Source organism: Streptomyces vastus, assembly GCF_039532825.1.
GTDB classification, from domain to species: domain Bacteria; phylum Actinomycetota; class Actinomycetes; order Streptomycetales; family Streptomycetaceae; genus Streptomyces; species Streptomyces vastus.
The window spans coordinates 141,662-156,838 of sequence record NZ_BAAASJ010000022.1 but is presented as its reverse complement, the minus strand read 5'-3'; the positions used below and the strand labels follow the sequence as shown (position 1 = coordinate 156,838).

16 protein-coding genes are annotated in these 15,177 nt (G+C 70.2%); 11 read left to right on the top strand and 5 right to left on the bottom strand.

Translation table 11 applies throughout. The annotated features are described in order from the left end of the window. Nucleotides 1–138: 138 nt before the first annotated feature. Nucleotides 139–1,077, top strand: coding sequence for an AraC-like ligand-binding domain-containing protein (locus ABD357_RS10480; RefSeq protein WP_344389231.1), 939 nt, complete (start codon nucleotides 139–141; stop codon nucleotides 1,075–1,077). A 112-nt stretch (nucleotides 1,078–1,189) separates the two neighbouring features. Here ABD357_RS10480 and ABD357_RS10475 read toward each other — a convergent pair whose 3' ends face one another. Then, nucleotides 1,190–3,562 carry an FtsX-like permease family protein gene (locus ABD357_RS10475; protein WP_344389229.1) on the bottom strand — a complete coding sequence of 791 codons (2,373 nt, stop codon included), beginning with the start codon at nucleotides 3,560–3,562 and terminating at the stop codon, nucleotides 1,190–1,192. Continuing rightward, complete coding sequence (locus tag ABD357_RS10470; RefSeq protein WP_344389228.1) at nucleotides 3,559–4,251, bottom strand: ABC transporter ATP-binding protein; 693 nt, start codon at nucleotides 4,249–4,251, stop codon at nucleotides 3,559–3,561. Before ABD357_RS10470 ends, ABD357_RS10475 begins: the two co-directional genes overlap by 4 nt. 229 nt (nucleotides 4,252–4,480) lie before the next feature. Here ABD357_RS10470 and ABD357_RS10465 point away from each other — a divergent pair, with 229 nt between their 5' ends. Next, on the top strand, nucleotides 4,481–5,776 hold the full coding sequence (locus ABD357_RS10465; protein WP_344389226.1) for a sensor histidine kinase: 1,296 nt from the start codon (nucleotides 4,481–4,483) through the stop codon (nucleotides 5,774–5,776). Continuing rightward, nucleotides 5,761–6,462, top strand: a complete 702-nt coding sequence (locus ABD357_RS10460) for a response regulator (protein WP_344389224.1) — start codon at nucleotides 5,761–5,763, stop codon at nucleotides 6,460–6,462. Before ABD357_RS10465 ends, ABD357_RS10460 begins: the two co-directional genes overlap by 16 nt. 107 nt (nucleotides 6,463–6,569) lie before the next feature. On the opposite strand, the gene ABD357_RS10455 is transcribed toward ABD357_RS10460, so the two are convergent. Together ABD357_RS10455 and ABD357_RS10450 are read right to left on the bottom strand one after the other, a co-directional pair. Next, a complete protein-coding gene (locus ABD357_RS10455) occupies nucleotides 6,570–7,217 on the bottom strand; it encodes a dihydrofolate reductase family protein (protein WP_344389222.1) in 648 nt (215 codons plus the stop codon). A 342-nt stretch (nucleotides 7,218–7,559) separates the two neighbouring features. Beyond that, nucleotides 7,560–8,288, bottom strand: a complete 729-nt coding sequence (locus ABD357_RS10450) for a DUF5995 family protein (RefSeq protein ID WP_344389221.1) — start codon at nucleotides 8,286–8,288, stop codon at nucleotides 7,560–7,562. A gap of 317 nt (nucleotides 8,289–8,605) precedes the next feature. On the opposite strand from ABD357_RS10450, the gene ABD357_RS10445 reads away from it, so the two are divergent. The 8 genes from ABD357_RS10445 (at nucleotide 8,606) to ABD357_RS10410 (ending at nucleotide 14,412) form a co-directional block, all read left to right on the top strand. Then, nucleotides 8,606–8,764, top strand: a complete 159-nt coding sequence (locus tag ABD357_RS10445; protein WP_344389220.1) for a hypothetical protein — start codon at nucleotides 8,606–8,608, stop codon at nucleotides 8,762–8,764. Between the two features lie 102 nt (nucleotides 8,765–8,866). Then, the gene (locus ABD357_RS10440; protein ID WP_344389219.1) at nucleotides 8,867–9,154 is read left to right on the top strand and encodes a hypothetical protein; all 288 of its coding nucleotides are present in this window, start codon (nucleotides 8,867–8,869) and stop codon (nucleotides 9,152–9,154) included. Nucleotides 9,155–9,215: 61 nt separating this feature from the next. Beyond that, nucleotides 9,216–9,563 carry a hypothetical protein gene (locus ABD357_RS10435; protein ID WP_344389218.1) on the top strand — a complete coding sequence of 116 codons (348 nt, stop codon included), beginning with the start codon at nucleotides 9,216–9,218 and terminating at the stop codon, nucleotides 9,561–9,563. A 171-nt stretch (nucleotides 9,564–9,734) separates the two neighbouring features. Continuing rightward, nucleotides 9,735–10,838 carry a fatty acid desaturase family protein gene (locus ABD357_RS10430; protein ID WP_344389216.1) on the top strand — a complete coding sequence of 368 codons (1,104 nt, stop codon included), beginning with the start codon at nucleotides 9,735–9,737 and terminating at the stop codon, nucleotides 10,836–10,838. A gap of 139 nt (nucleotides 10,839–10,977) precedes the next feature. Beyond that, nucleotides 10,978–11,292, top strand: a complete 315-nt coding sequence (locus ABD357_RS10425) for a MocE family 2Fe-2S type ferredoxin (RefSeq protein ID WP_344389214.1) — start codon at nucleotides 10,978–10,980, stop codon at nucleotides 11,290–11,292. A gap of 36 nt (nucleotides 11,293–11,328) precedes the next feature. Continuing rightward, on the top strand, nucleotides 11,329–12,564 hold the full coding sequence (locus ABD357_RS10420) for an NAD(P)/FAD-dependent oxidoreductase (protein WP_344389213.1): 1,236 nt from the start codon (nucleotides 11,329–11,331) through the stop codon (nucleotides 12,562–12,564). Between the two features lie 16 nt (nucleotides 12,565–12,580). Next, nucleotides 12,581–13,582 carry an aldo/keto reductase gene (locus ABD357_RS10415; protein WP_344389211.1) on the top strand — a complete coding sequence of 334 codons (1,002 nt, stop codon included), beginning with the start codon at nucleotides 12,581–12,583 and terminating at the stop codon, nucleotides 13,580–13,582. Further along, nucleotides 13,579–14,412 (top strand): creatininase family protein, encoded by an 834-nt coding sequence (locus ABD357_RS10410; RefSeq protein ID WP_344389209.1) that lies wholly within the window; start codon nucleotides 13,579–13,581, stop codon nucleotides 14,410–14,412. The genes ABD357_RS10415 and ABD357_RS10410 overlap by 4 nt, the downstream gene beginning before the upstream one ends. A gap of 79 nt (nucleotides 14,413–14,491) precedes the next feature. On the opposite strand, the gene ABD357_RS10405 is transcribed toward ABD357_RS10410, so the two are convergent. Continuing rightward, entirely contained in the window at nucleotides 14,492–15,166 is a 675-nt protein-coding gene (locus ABD357_RS10405; protein WP_344389207.1) for a TetR/AcrR family transcriptional regulator, read from the bottom strand. Between the last annotated feature and the right edge of the window lie 11 nt (nucleotides 15,167–15,177).

Genomic DNA, 15,177 nt, shown 5'->3' with positions numbered 1-15,177 from the left:
GCGGTCCGGCGGGCCCCGTCGCCCGCGCGGTGAAAAACCTGCTACAGATTCTTGTCAGTCACGTTGCAGAGTTGTTGACTGATCCCGCCTCGGCCTTTGTCGTACAAGGCCAAGTCTTGTGGGAGGGCACACACAGTGATGTCGTCGACCGCAGGGACCGAACAGTCAAGCTCTCTCCCGGCCGAACTCTGGCGAGAGCAGTTGGGCCGTGCTTTCGGCCGACTCGTCCCCGAGGCCATCGGAGCGCCGTCCGCCCATGGGCGGATGGCCGGTACTCAGCTCGGGACGATCGCCGCCTACCGGGTGAGCGGCACCCCGCAGATCGTGCGGCGCACCCCACGGGCCGTACGGCAGACACCGATCGACCTGCTCAAGATCTGCGTACAGCTGAGCGGGTACGCCACCGTGTGCCAGGACGATCGCGAGATCTCGATCGCGCCCGGGCAGATGGCGATCTACGACACCGGCAGGCCGTACCATCTGCGTCTGGAGCGGCAGTGGTCGTGCGCGGTCATGGCTTTTCCCCGGGGCGCGTTGAGCCTGCCCGAGCGCGTGGTCGTCACGTCGATGAACCGTGCCCATCCACTCGCGGACGGACCTGGCGCGGTGCTGGCCGGCTACGTGTCCTCCGCGGTATCGCAGCGGGATTCGATCCACCGGACATCCGCCGACCGGCTCGGCGAAGCGGGACTGCATCTGGTGGCAGCGGCATTGAGCGAGGCCGCCCCCTGTGGCGACGACGGCGCAGCGGACGCATTGCGCCTGCAGATCCTGAACTACATCAGAGCGCACCTCGCCGAACCGGACCTGACACATGCGCGGGTCGCCGCCGTGCACCACATGAGCGCGCGCACACTGCACCGACTGTTCGAGCACGAGTCATGCACCGTCACCGACTACATCCGCTCTCGCCGCCTCGAAGCGGCGATGCGGGACCTGGCCGACCCTCTGCTCGCCCATCGCAGCATCGCGGCGATCGCCGCCCACTGGTGCTTCGTCGGCCAGGCGCACTTCACCCGCGCCTTCCACGCCAAGTACGGCATGAACCCCTCGGCTGCCCGTCGCAACGCCGCGTAGTCGCCGGACTCCACGAGAGCCTCGCCGCCCCGCGGATCCGGCCACGAAGAAGGCACGAAGCAGGGCCGTCGGCCGTGCCTCGGCCTGACGCAGCGCGGCGAGACAGAGTCGGCTACTCCGTCCGCAAAGCCGTGGCCGTACGCGTCCTGGCCGCCCAGCCCGCCGGGAGCAGCGCGCCCAGCAGCGCGATGGCGATCCCGGCCAGCCCCAACAGGACCAGTTGCTCGGTCTCGTACACCTCGAGAACCGACGGCGGCAGATCGGTGCCCGCGGCGTGCCCCATCACGGGCAGCACAAAGCCGTGCAGCGCGAACCCGGCCGGCACACCGACGAGTCCGCCGAGTACGCCGATCCCGGCCACCGAGGCGAGTACGAGGCTCACCGTCTGCCGCGGCGACATGCCGAGCGCCTTGCAGACGCCCAGGTCATGGACGCGCTCCCGGGTGTCGAGGACGACGGAGTTGAGCACACCGAGGCCGGCCACGGAGACCAGCATGAGGGTGAGCAGCGCGGCCATCGCGTTCAGGATGAGGATCATGTTCTCCTGCTCCGAGGAGGAGTTGGCCATGACGTCGCCGCCCAGAGGCCGCACCTTCGCGGCTAGCTGATCGGCGTACTCGGCGGCCGAGACGCCCGGCTTCAGGTCGATGAGGAAGGCGCCGGGTTTGGCCGCGGGGAAGTCGGCGAGGTCCGCGTGGATCTCCAGCTCCCCTCCCGACGTGTCGAAAGCCTCGCCCACGATCCGCAGGGTCTCCGTGTGCTTCCGCAGGGTCACCCGCACCGTGTCACCGACCTTGGTGCCGGTCTTCTCCAGGAAGCGCGAGGACACCACGACCTGACCCGCACCGGTGATCCAGTGCCCGGAGATCATCTCGTAGCTGCCGGGACGCGAATCGCCCTGGTAGAGGCTGGCCCGGGACGGGCCGGAGAGCCCGGCCACGGTGACCTCCTCCTGTGTCTTGCCGTAGCAGGAAGCGGTGCCCGCCTGTGCCTCGATGACGGCGCGCACCCGCGCCGGGTCGGCGGCCGGGGTTTCGGCCTCACCCTCCGCGGGGCGTGGTCCGACAGGGCCGGCGTTCGGTTGGCCGCTGATGACGGTGACCGCGGCGTGGTCCTCGGGATCCTGCGCGTCGCCGACCGCGTTCAGCGACGCGGTCAGCCCCACCGCGAAGGTCGCCGCGACCGTGCCGAAGGCCACCGCGAGCAGCATCGCTGCTGTGCGGACCGGGTGCGCGACGGGGCTCGCGAGGCCGTAGGTCACCGCCCGCGGCAGCGGCAGCCGCCCCGCCGCCCGGTGCGCCCACTGGCCGCGCCCCGTGCGCGGCGCCCGGCCGACCGCGATGGCCTCGACCGTCCGCAGTCTCCCGGCCCGCAGCGCGGGGGCCAGCGCCGCGATCCCGACGATGAGCAGCGCGGCGGCCGGCACCACGAGGTCCACCCACCAGGCCACCGAGAGCGAGACAGTGCCGTACACCGACTCGGTGTCCTCAAGCAGCGGCACGGCCAGGAGGTTCCCCATTACGACCCCCAGCGCGATGCCGACGCCGGCCGGGATCAACGCCTGGGCCACATAGGCGCGTACGACCTCGCGCGGTGTGAAGCCGATGGCCTTGAGGATGCCGATCCTGCGCAGGCTGGTGCCGACCGCGCCGCTGACCACACTGCCGACGATGATCACCGACATCACGATGCCCAGCACACCGAAGGCGATGAGGAACGGGACGGTCGCCGCCGCGCCCTGGTCGGCGGCGCGCTTGGTGTCCAGCCAGGACTCGGTGCCCAGCAGCGCCTCGGCGGGCACGGCGGCGGCGAGCTTCTTCCGGTCGGCGGTGATCTGCTCCTTCGTCCCCGCGGAGTCGAAGCGGTAGAGCATCTGGCTCGTGACCGGGCTGTCCTCCGACGCCAGTGCGCTGACCTGTCCGGGGGTCGCCCAGACGTCGGCGGTCTTGCTTGCCGACACGGCGAGGCCGACGACCGTCAGGGTCGGACTGTCCACGGCGTCCGAAGCCTTCATGGTGAAGCCGGGCTTGATGTCGGGTCCGGCGAACGAAGCGGACACCACGATCTCGCCCGGCTTCGCCGCCCACCGGCCGGACTTCAGGTCCAGGTCGTCCACGTCGCCGTGCGGATCGGACCGCCCGACCAGGGTCAGCGCCGGAAAGTGTCCGCCACCTGGACCTGTCGGGTGGATGGTCGTCGACGGGAACGGCCCCGCGTTCGCCGTGACGCCGTCGAGCTGCCCGGTGTCCTTCAGCTGTGCCGTGCTCGCCTTGGCCGGATCGAACTGCGCGGTGATATGCGCACCGCGCTGCTCGGCGAAGGCGTGGTCGAACGGGGCACTCGTGGCGACCATGAGCGATCCGGCGACCACGGCGGAGGCCACGGCCATCATCGTGGCCACGGCGATCACCAGCGTCTGGACCCGTCGCCGGCCCACCCCGGAGCGTACGACCCGGCCGAGCGCGCCGGTGCCGAAGCGGCTCATCGGACGGCCTCCGCATGCGTGGCGAGGGCGAGGTGACCGTCGACCAGATGAATCGTGCGGCTCGCGCACGCCTCCGCCAGCGCCAGGTCGTGCGTGACCAGCACGATGGTCTGCCCGCCCCGGTGCAGGTCCATCAGCAGTTCCCGTACGTCCTGGCCCGAGGCGGTGTCGAGCGCGCCGGTCGGCTCGTCGGCGAGCAGCAGCGCGGGCCGGTTGACCAGCGCCCGGGCGACCGCGACCCGCTGGCGTTCGCCGCCGGACAGTCGGCCCGGATAGGCGCGGGCGTGCTTCTGGATGCCCAGCACCTCCATGAGTTCACCGGCGCGGGCCGCCGCCTTGCGGCGCGTGGTCCCGGTCAGTTGGGCGGGGAGCTGAATGTTGTCGGCGACGGTGAGGTCGTCGAGCAGATTGAAGAACTGGAAGACCATGCCGATCCGCTCGCGGCGGAACCGAGCCAGTGCGTGCTCGCTCAGCTGGTCGATCCGCCGCCCCGCCACGGTCACGGCGCCTTCGGTCGGCTTGTCCAGGCCGGCGACGAGGTTCAGCAGCGTGGATTTGCCGCTGCCGGAAGGGCCCGTCACGGCAAGGGCCTCACCCTGGGCGACGCTGAGGTCGAGCGGTCCGAGCGCGGGCGCGTCGGCGCTGTCGTAGCGCTTGGCCACGCCCTCCAGTTCGATCACGTGAGTCATGGAGTGGTCCGTCCTTACGGTCGAGAGGGCCCGGAGGGCTCATGCCTTGGCCGGTCCCGGCGAACGTAGGGGCGTGCGCTCTGATGGCGCGTCGGCCGCGGCACCGACATCCGGCCCTCCCCGCGAACGACCCGGCCGCGGGGTCATCCCTGCGAAGTACGCCTGCGGGACGGCGTTTTGGCCGTTCAGGCGGACGCGGGCCCGGGAGGGAGGGCCGCACAATGAGCCCATGGAGACGGAGGACCGGCGCGGATGGCGTCAGCAACTGCGCGACGCGCTGCGCCCGGAGGCGAAGCCCGCCCCGTTGTCGCGGCGTGCGGTGCGTGCCGACGTGGTGCTGGCCATCGTGCTGACCGTCGTAGCGCTGATCTGGCTCGCGCGTTATCCCGACAGCGGACCGGTCCGGATCGGTCAGGACGCTCCGTTCCCTCCCCCGACGCCGCCGACGCCCCCGGGCCTCCCGGTGCCGGAGGAGGAGCCCTCATCGGTGATCTGGCCGCTCGTCGTGCTGTCGGCGCTGCCGCTGGCGGCCCGGCGCCGGTATCCGCTGGCCGCGTTCGCCGTGGTGATGGCCGCGACGCTGGCCATGGTCGACGACGCCTCCTGGATAAGCGTGCTGACCTGCGTCATCGGCGCGTACAGTGCCGTCGTCCACAGCCGCTACCGGATGTGGGCCATGGTCGCACTGGTCATCGCCGCCGTGCTGGCAGGCCTGGCGTTCCGGGACACGGAGCCCATCCTTCCGGGCTGGTCGAGCCCGGCAGTCGTGCTGTTGATCGCCGGGGTGCTGGCCGGCCTGGTCCGGATCTGGCGCCGTCAGTTGGCGGCGAGCAGGGACCGGTACGCGCAGCTCCAAGAAGCCCAGGAAGAGGCCACGCGCCGGGCCGTCGAGGAGGAACGCGCCCGCATAGCCGCCGAGTTGCACGACGTCGTGACCCACAATGTGAGCGTGATGGTCATCCAGGCGGGCGCGGCGCGCAAGGTGATGGACGCGGCGCCGGAGCGGTCGAAGGCAGCACTTCTGGCGGTCGAGGCCGGAGGCCGGGCCGCCATGGCCGAACTCCGGCATGTGATGGGCCTGTTGGCCGGCCCGGACACGGGCCGCCCCGACACCCCCGCCGACGGCCTGGAGCCGCAGCCCGGCCTCGGGCAGCTCGACGCCCTGACCGAACGGGTCCGCGCCGCCGGGACCCCGGTCGGCGTCGCGGTGTCCCTGCCCTCGGACCCGCTGCCGCCCGGGGTGGACCTGGCGGCGTATCGCGTCGTGCAGGAGGCCCTGACCAACACGATCAAACACGCACCCGGCGCCGAGGCTTCCGTCGTGATCGGTTACGCCGACGACTGTCTGGAGATCGAGGTCACCGACACCGGCGGCGCCCACGACTCACCGCCGGCGGACGGCAACGGCCGCGGCCTGATCGGGCTGCGCGAACGGCTGGCGGTCTACGGCGGCGAGCTCACGGCCGGGCCGACCCTCGCCGGCGGATACCGGATCAAGGCCCGAGTCCCGTGGCGGATCACGTGAACCGGCCGCCGCTGCGCGCGGTCATCGCCGACGACCAGGCCCTGGTGCGTACGGGATTCGGGATGATCCTCGCCGCTGACGGCATCGAGGTGACGGCCGAGGCGGCCGACGGGGCCGAGGCGGTCGCCGCCGTCCGGCGCACCCGGCCCGACGTCGTCCTCATGGACATCCGGATGCCGCGGACGGACGGCATCGAAGCCACCCGGCGGATCCTCGGCGGCGAGGGCCCGCATGAGACGCGGGTCATCATCCTCACCACGTACGACCTCGACCACTACGTCTACGCCGCGCTCACCGCCGGGGCCAGCGGCTTCCTGCTGAAGGACGTCACGCCCGAGCACCTGGTGGCCGCGGTACGCCTGGTGCAGTCCGGCGACGCCCTGCTCGCGCCCACGATCACCCGTCGGCTGATCGAGCGCTTCGCCCACCGCGAAGAGGCCCGGCCGGCCGGCGTCCACCGCGACCTGTCCGGACTGACCCCACGCGAGCTCGAGGTGCTCCGCCTGCTCGCGACGGGCCTCAGCAACGCCGAGCTCGCAGACCGGCTGTGCCTCAGCCCGACCACGGTCAAGACACACATCGGCCGCATCCTGTCGAAGCTGGACCTCCGCGACCGCGTCCAGGCCGTCGTACTGGCCTATGAGACCGGACTGATCTCTCCGGGAGGCCCGACCGGGACCGGCTGACGCGGTCGGTTGTACGGGTCACCTGTCGCGCAGGTCCGCCGCATAGGGCTGACAGGCCGTCCTCGGGTCGGCCGAGGCGCGGCGTGATGGGGCCTCGACGAGGCGGTTCAGAGACCCACACGGGTGAACGTCACATGCGTGACTCCGCTGGGCGAGGAGTTGGCCTCGACCTCGTAGTCCTTCTCGAGGCCCTCCAGTCCGTCCCAGAGGCGTACGCCTCGGCCGAGCAGGACCGGGACCACCGCGACGTGCATGTGGTCGATGAGCCCGGCGGCAAGGAAGTCGCGGATCACGGTGGCGCCGCCGCCGATGCGTACGTCCTGGCCGTCCGCAGCCTCGCGGGCCGTCTCGAGCGCCTTGGCGGGCGAAGTGTCGAGGAAGTGGAACGTCGTGCCGCCGTCCATCTCGATCGACGGGCGGGGGTGATGGGTGAGGATGAAGGTCGGTGTGTGGAAGGGCGGGTTGGGCCCCCACCACCCCTTCCACTCCGGGTCCTCGTGCCATCCGGGCGGGCCGAACTTCCCGGCGCCCATGATCTCCGCGCCGACCCCGGGCTTGTACTGCCGCGCGAAGGCGTCGTCGAGACCGCTGCTCCCGCCGGGTTGGCGGGTCGTCTCGTGCCAGAACCGGGTGGCGAACATCCACTCGTGCAGCCGTTCGCCGGCGTGGCCGAACGGCTCGTCACGGCTCTGAGGCTCACCGGTGCCGAAGCCGTCGAGTGAGATGGCGAAGTTGTGGACGCGGGCGAGTGACATGGCCGGCGACTCCTTTCCTTTCCGCTGCTGGTCCAGCTTCGTCGGATCAGCTCGGTCATGAAGCGATGGTGGTCCCAGCCGTCGAGTTCCTGGCGCAGCGGGCCACAGGGATCCTGGAGCGAGTGGACGCCTCGTCGGTCGAGTCGGCCGCCCGCGTGGGACTCGTGCCGGACGGGTACGACTCGCCGGTTTCCGAACGGTCCTCAGCACCCTCGTACCGAGGCTGCCACCGAGTTGTCCCGGACGCACCCGGGAATGGAGCTTATCCTCGTCGATGCCCACCCGGTCGAGGTTCTCGAAGACCACCGTGACTCCACCTGGGTCGGCGGCTGCGAACGCTGCCTACGCCGCCACATACGGCGACTCGCCAGACCCACCCAGCTGCAGGGCCGGCCGGACGAGGCCGCCCGGTCGCGCTGTCAACCGTGCGAGCACGGCGGCCCGGATGTCGAGCCGCTCGATGGTGGTCTCGCGCTCCTCTTCATTCTGGCCGGCAAGCAGGACGGCGTTGTACCAGGCCTCCTCGCGGGACTGACGGACACTGAAGTCGAGGATCCGCTCGTCGGTGCGGGCTCCGACCTGATCCAGCAGCGACATGAGTGGCGACAGGGCGCCCACCGAGTCCTGCACCGCCAGCGCCACCCGCGCAAGGATGTCGTTGATCAGCAGAAAGTCGCGCCGCAACGTGTGGATGGCCTCGCCCGGGCTGGTCCGCGCGGCGGCGATGGCCAGGTCGAGGTTGATGTGCGCGTTCACGCCGAGGATCAGGTGCTGGACGATGACGGTGTCGGCGTCGTCGAGCAGCCCGAACGCCTCGCGCCAACAACGCGGCCCGCTCTGGTCGCGACGCCAGGCGTCGTACGCGTCGAAGTAGCGGTTGCCGAAGTGAGTGTCGAAACGGTCCATTCGGGCGCCGTCGTCGAAAAGCCCACCGTGAATGGCCGTGCGGACCTCAACGGTCACCTGTCGGTACAGCGCCGCGAAGTACCCGACCCGGTCACCGGCGCGGCCGGCCCCCCGCACGATCCCGGCAAGCCCGTCCACGACATCGTCGATGTTCTCTGCCGCCATGCCCAACTCCCTCTCGCAGTCCCCGCGTTCGGCCCGCGCTCTGGCTGCTGTCCGCAGTTGCCGATTACAGCCCCGTCCTACCACCGCACACCGCGGAGGGTCCTCGCTCTGCGGAACCCGGGACGGGAGCCCCGCTCGTCTCCCCGCCATGGCCACGGCCGAGGCGAGCACCGGGGAACGGAGCTGCGTTTACCGCGCTGGGCATCGCGGGCGGAAATGTGTCTGGGAGGGCGCTCTTGGCTCAGGGCTTGATGGGCTTGCACCCATGTGCAAACAAAGGAGTTCGACCTCCGCCAGTCATCGTCGAGGGCGACGATGTGGTGCTCATCGGGCGCATGGTCTTCGAGGTCGAGAAGACGGACCGGGACATCGACACCGCGTTCGCCCTGCACACCATGGTCCGGTACGGGCGAATCACCCGCTACCACCTCTACGAGGACAGTTACGCCGTTGCCAAGGCCTACTTCGACGACTGATCGTCCGGCGGGCTCGCTCAGCTTGCCCTTCAACCGATCGCGCACTAGCACTCACAGAGCGGCGGACGGGATGATGGCCACTCAGAGCCCGAGGGGGTAGTCATGAGGTCGCGCCTGCAGTGGATCCACGGCCGCGGAGAGCATGTCATCGTCGAACGGAAACAGACGTACACGGCCGAGATCCTCGTCAAGTTCTTCGTCCTGGTCGGCCTGCTGTACATGCCGGTTCTGATCTTCCATTGGGGTGAGTGGATCCCGTTCGCCGGAGCCAGCGTCTACCTGCTCTGGGAACTCGGCCGCATCAACAGCGCACTTGGCGAGCTCGCCGACCTGTGGAACGAGCAGTACCAGCAGCGGCAGGAGTCGACTCGAACCGACTCCCTCCAGTGACACAGCCGGTCGGCGACTGCCTGACGATCCTGCCGTCGACCCAGGGCACTCGCCCGGAGCGATGCCGGGCCACGGGACGGCCCTGCCTGTCCAGTCCGCCGAGGAGTGGGTCCTCATCGAGCCGGCCGACGGCGCCCTCGGTCTGCGGCGCCTCCCGTTCAGCGCAGGCTCGCGGGCGCCAGCCGGAGCCGGTCCTGATCCGCACCGGCGGGGCGCTGCCGCGGACGGTACGGGCTGGGCAACCGGCCGCTGTTTGACCGGCCTGGTCAGCCGTCTGATCATCACCGGCGCCCGCCTCGCGGGCACCTGGGACCCGCGAGACCAGGGACTTGGACACACCGGCAGCCCGCTCGGCGACGTACAGGACCGCCGACCGCCTGCCCTTGCTCTCGCCCGCCGTCGGCAGTGATCACGGTCGCCTCCCGGAAACCGGTGGAGCGTTCCAGTGCCTGCCCGAGCTTCCAGCAACCGAATGTCTTGACATGCGAGGTGGCCGCTCTCACGATAACGGGACTGGAGCGCTCCAATAGAGCGCTCCAGTATCCACGCATGACCGGCTCGATGGAGAGGACAGGGATGCATGGTGAAGGCCAGAGAGCGTCTGCAGCGCTACAGCCTCGTCGGCCCTGAGGGCGAACGCGCCGTGGAAGCGGGGCTGGCCGACGGCACCGACTGGTTCCGCAGCGATGTGCCGCGGCGCCGGATGAAGGAGCTGATGCGCCGCTCGGACTACCCGGCGATCCGCGACACGGTCATCTGGCTGGGCGCCATGGCGGTGTTCGGGACCCTGGGCGCCGTCTTCTGGGGCAGCTGGCTCGCGGTGCCGTTCTTCGCCGCCTACGGAGTGCTGTACGGGTCGGCGTCGGACTCACGCTGGCACGAGTGCGGGCACGGCACCGCATTCAAGAACCGCCGGCTCGACGACGCCGTGTACTGGCTGGCCTCGTTCATGGTCATGAGGAACCCGACCGTGTCGCGCTGGAGCCACACCCGGCACCACACCGACACGCTGATCCTCGGCCGCGACCCGGAGATCCAGGTGATGAGGCCGGCCCGGCTGGCCCGCCTCCTGGCCAACTTCCTCGGCCTGGTCGACGTACCACTGGCGCTGCGCGACACCCTCCTGCACGCGTTCGGACGGCTCACCGCGGAACAGCGCACCTACGTCCCGGACACCGAGCGGCCCAAGGTGTTCCGCACGGCGCGCGTCTGGCTGGCGATCTACGCCGCCGTGATCGCCGCCTGCGTGTTGACCGGCTCGGTCCTGCCGGCGATGTTCGTCGGCCTGCCGCGGATGTACGGCGGCTACATGCTCTACGTCTACGGCCTCACGCAGCACGCCGGGATGGGCGAGAACGTACTCGACCACCGGCTCAACACCCGCACGGTGCGCATGAACCGCGTCAACAGGTTCCTGTACTGGAACATGAACTACCACGTCGAGCACCACATGTTCCCGATGATCCCCTACCACCGGCTGCCGGAGCTGCACGAGGAGATCAAGCACGAACTGGCACCCGCGTACCCCTCCCTGTGGGCCGCCTACAGGGAGATCATCCCGGCGGTGCTGCGCCAGCTGAAGGACCCGACGTACTACGTGCGCCGCGAACTGCCCCCGGGCGCCCCTCCGTTGCATGCCCGTTCCGACGGCCGCGCGCTAAGCGCTCCGCTGGAAGCGCAGTGATGAAACCGCGGGCCGGTGAAAGCTGGTCGCGCCCACGCGGCGCAGCCGCAAGTTGATACGTCCCGCGCCCCTATCGGGGCCTGCGGCCCCTCAAGCGGGCGCGATACCGAACCGGACTTCAGCAAGGAGGCACACCCATATGTCCAAGTGGATCGCCGCATGCCAGACCGATGACATCGAGCCGGAAGACGTCATCCCTTTCCAGCACGAGGGGGTGGACTACGCCATCTACCGCTCGCCGGACGACGACATCTACGCCACCGCGGGGCACTGCACCCACGAACGGATGCTGCTGTGCGACGGCCTGGTCATGGACAACACCATCGAATGCCCCAAGCACAACGGCCGGTTCGACTACACCACCGGGAGAGCCGCGGGCGCTCCCGTCCTCGTCGACCTGCAGACCTACCCGGTCCGAGTCGAGGACGGCACCGTCTTCATCGAGATCGGCTGACGGGTGGGCGCCGCACCGGGGACGGTGGCACCAGGGATGGTGGTCGTCGGGGCCGGCGAATGCGGTACGCGGGCCGCGTTCGAGTTGCGCGAGGCGGGCTGGACCGGCCCGATCACGCTGGTGGGCGCGGAGAACGTGCTGCCGTACGAGCGTCCGCCGCTGTCCAAGTCCGTGCTCACCGGGCCCGACGATGCCTGCGAGCCCACCGCGCTGTGTGAGGGCCGCGCGCTGCGGGACGCCGGCATCGAGTTCGTCGCCGGGGCCGCCGTCACCGGTATCGACCGCGACGCTCACCACGCCGTGCTCTCCGACGGGCGCCGGATCGGCTACCAGCGGCTGCTGCTGGCCACAGGGGCGGCCGCCCGGCGGCTGCCGCTGGCCGGCATCGACGCGGGCGGCGTGCGCTACCTGCGCAGCCGCGCGGACGCTCTCGTCCTGCGGGACCGGCTGCGGCCCGGAGCGCGTATCCGCGTGATCGGCGCCGGTTTCATCGGCCTGGAGCTGGCCGCCGCGGCGGCCGCACGGGGCTGTGCCGTCACCGTGATCGAGGCGGCGCCGCGTCCGATGAGCCGAGCGGTGCCGACCGCCATCGCCACCGCGCTGGCCGACCGCCACCGGCAGGCGGGCGTGGATCTGCGCTGCGGGCTGACGGTGGAACGGCTCACGCGCCGGGACGGAGTCCTGCTGCTCGAGCTTGCCGGTGGCGAGCTGCTGGAGTGCGACACGGTGGTGGCGGGCGTCGGTGCCGTACCGGAGACCGCGCTGGCGGAGAAGGCGGGTCTCGCCGTCGAGAACGGGGTACGGGTGGACGCCCGTCTGGCCACCTCCGACCCCGACATCTTCGCGGCCGGCGACTGCTGCTCGTTTCCGCACCCGCTCTACGGCGGGCGCCGCATCCGCCTGGAAGCCTGGCGCAACGCCCAGGACCAGGGCCGGGCGGCGGCGCGGAACATGCTGGGCGACGATCAGCCGTTCGCCGCCGTTCCGTGGTTCTGGTCCGATCAGTTCGACCTCACCCTGCAGATCGCCGGACTGCCCGACACCGCCGGGCAGGAGGTGGTTCGCGAACGCCCCGACGGGGTGCGGATCCGGTTCGGCCTCGGGACCGACGGCCGACTCCTGTACGCCGCCGCTATCGCCACCGGCAACGCCGTGGCCAAGGACATCCGACTGGCGGAGATGCTCATCGCCCGCCGGGCCGCCCCGGCTACGGCAGCACTGGCCGACCCGGCCACCCCGCTCAAGGCCCTGCTGCGGCAGGCGCCGAGCTGAACAGGAGGCACCCTCCATGCACCACTCGTCCTTCCCCCGCTCCGGCGAACCGATCAGCAAACTCGGCTTCGGGGCCATGGGATTCGCCGGCTGGTTCGGCGGCAACGGCAACGACTCGGAGTCCAGCTGGATCGACAGCCTGCTGTACGCGCTGGACCGGGGCGTGAACTTCATCGACACCGCCCGGGCCTACGGCAACTCCGAACGCATCGTCGGCAAAGCACTGAGCCAGTGGTCCGGAACGCGTCCCTTCGTCGCCACCAAGGTCGAGAACCTCTCCGGGCAGCGCGGCTGGGGCACCCCCGTGGACCCCCAACTCGCCCACCCGCCCGGCCACATCCGCGCCGGCGCCCAGCGCTCGCTCACCGAACTCGGCCTCGACCACGTCGACCTCCTCCAGCTGCACATCTGGTGGCCCACCTGGGGCGTGACCGGGCACTGGATGGACGAGCTGCAACAGCTCAAGCAGGAGGGACTCGTACGCCACATAGGGATCTCGATCCCGGACCACCGCTCCGACATGGCGCTCCCCCTGGTGCAGTCCGGCCTGATCGACTCCGTCCAGACGATCATCAACATCTTCGATCCGACCGCCCTGGACAACCTCCTGCCGGCCTGTGTCGAGCACGACGTCGCCGTGATCGCACGCTGCGTCCTGGACGAGGGCGGACTCACCGGCACCCTCACCGAGGACACGGTCTTCCCCGAAGGCGACTTCCGGTACGGCTACTTCGACGACATCGTGCCCCGCTCGGTCTACCTGGAGAAGGTCGACGAGCTGCGGCAGTACGTGCCGCAGTACGCCGGCTCGCTCGCCGCGCTCGCTCTGAAGTTCGTCGTCCAGGCGGAGGGCGTCACCACGGCGATCTCCTCGATGCAGGTCCGGGAGTTCTGCGAGGCGAACATCGCCGCGCTGGACGAACCCGAACTCCCCGCGGAAATCCACGAGTTGCTGCGCTTCAAGCACCGCTTCATCAAGAACTTCAACGAAACCAAGATCTTTGGGGAGTACCGATGACAACCGCACAGCCCGAAGAGACCGAGAGCTCCGAAACGGTCCGCTGGGAGGACCTGCTGCCGCGCGAGTTCGAGCAGCGCCTGGCCCAACTGCCGCTGGTATACCTGCCGATGGGCCTGTGTGAGCCGCACGGACATGTCGCCGCCTTCGGCCTGGACACCCACAAGGCCGTCTACCTGTGCGAGGAGTCCGCGCGCCGCTTCGGCGGCATCGTCGCCCCGACGCAGACGTACCAGATCCACGAAACCGGATACCACCGGCCGTGGCTCAAGGAGGTGATGGGCGACGTCAATCCGCGCATGGGCAGCCTCCCGCCCGACGTCGTCCTGCGACTGCTGGTCTACCAGCTCAGGGCGTTCGTCAACGCGGGTTTCCGCGCCGTCGTCGTGCTCACCGGCCACAACGCCAACCAGCCCGATCTGCGGCTGGCGGTCGAGGAGTTCCGCCGCGCCCGCGACATCCCGATCACCGCCGTCAGCGACCCGGAACTCGTCCTGGGACAGTTCGAGGGCGACCACGCCGGCCGGTACGAGGTCTCCCAGCTGATGTACGTCCGCCCGGAACTGGTCGACCTCGGCCGCCTGGACGACCGCAACACCACACCCCTCGGCCGCTTCGCCCAGGGCGACGACGCCCACCTCGCCACCGCGAGCGAGGGCCGGGCCATCATCGAGGCCAGTCTCGACGCGATCGAAGCGATCGTGGACGGGTGCCGGCCGCTTCCCGAAGCGGACTCTGCGTTCATGTCGTTCATGTCGTTCGAGGAGGCCGAGGAGGTCTGGCAGCGCGTCGCCGCCCGCTCGGACGAATGGTGCACCCTTCGAGAGTGACCGCGACGCCGCGGCACGGGGAGGCCCGGCGCTGCTCATGCAACGCCGGGGCGGCCTCCAGGCCGCTTGGAGCCGCCCGTCACGTGACCTGTCCGGCTCTCTGGAGCCCGTCGAGGATCAGGTCGAGACCGAATTCGAATTCGTTGGCGTAGTCGTAGCCGGGGCTGAGAATGTGCTCGGTCGTCAGTTCGGCCAGGTGCGGGTACTGGTCGGCCGGGGCCTGCGCCAGGATGGCCTGCGCCAGCTCCGCGGTCTCGGCGGGTGTGTCGAACGGCAAGTCGCGTTCCTGCAGGGCGAACCCGTAGATGTAGCTGTCGAGGGCCGAGTACGCGTGCGCGGTCAGTGTGACGGAGAAGCCGGCCTTGCGAAGGCATCCGAGGACGGCGTCGTGATGCCGCAGCGTCGCCGGCCCGGGTGAGGCCCGCGACTCCATCAGGCCGATCGCCCAGCGGTGGCGGGACAGGACCTGGCGCATCGAGAGCGCCCGCTGACGCATCGCCGTCTTCCAGTCGTCCTCGCCGGAGGGCAGATCGATCTCGCTGAACACCAGGTCGATCATGCCGTTGAGGAGATCTTCCTTGTTGGCGACGTGCGTGTAGAGGGACATCGCCTCGACCCCGACCGCCTCACCGAGCTTGCGCATACTGAGCGCTTCGAGTCCGCTCTCGTCGGCCAGGGCGACAGCGGCGTGCAGCACCTTTTGGCGGCTCAGCGGGATACGGGGCGCTCGATCGCGTCCGGTCCGCGGGGTCATCTGTGGTCCTC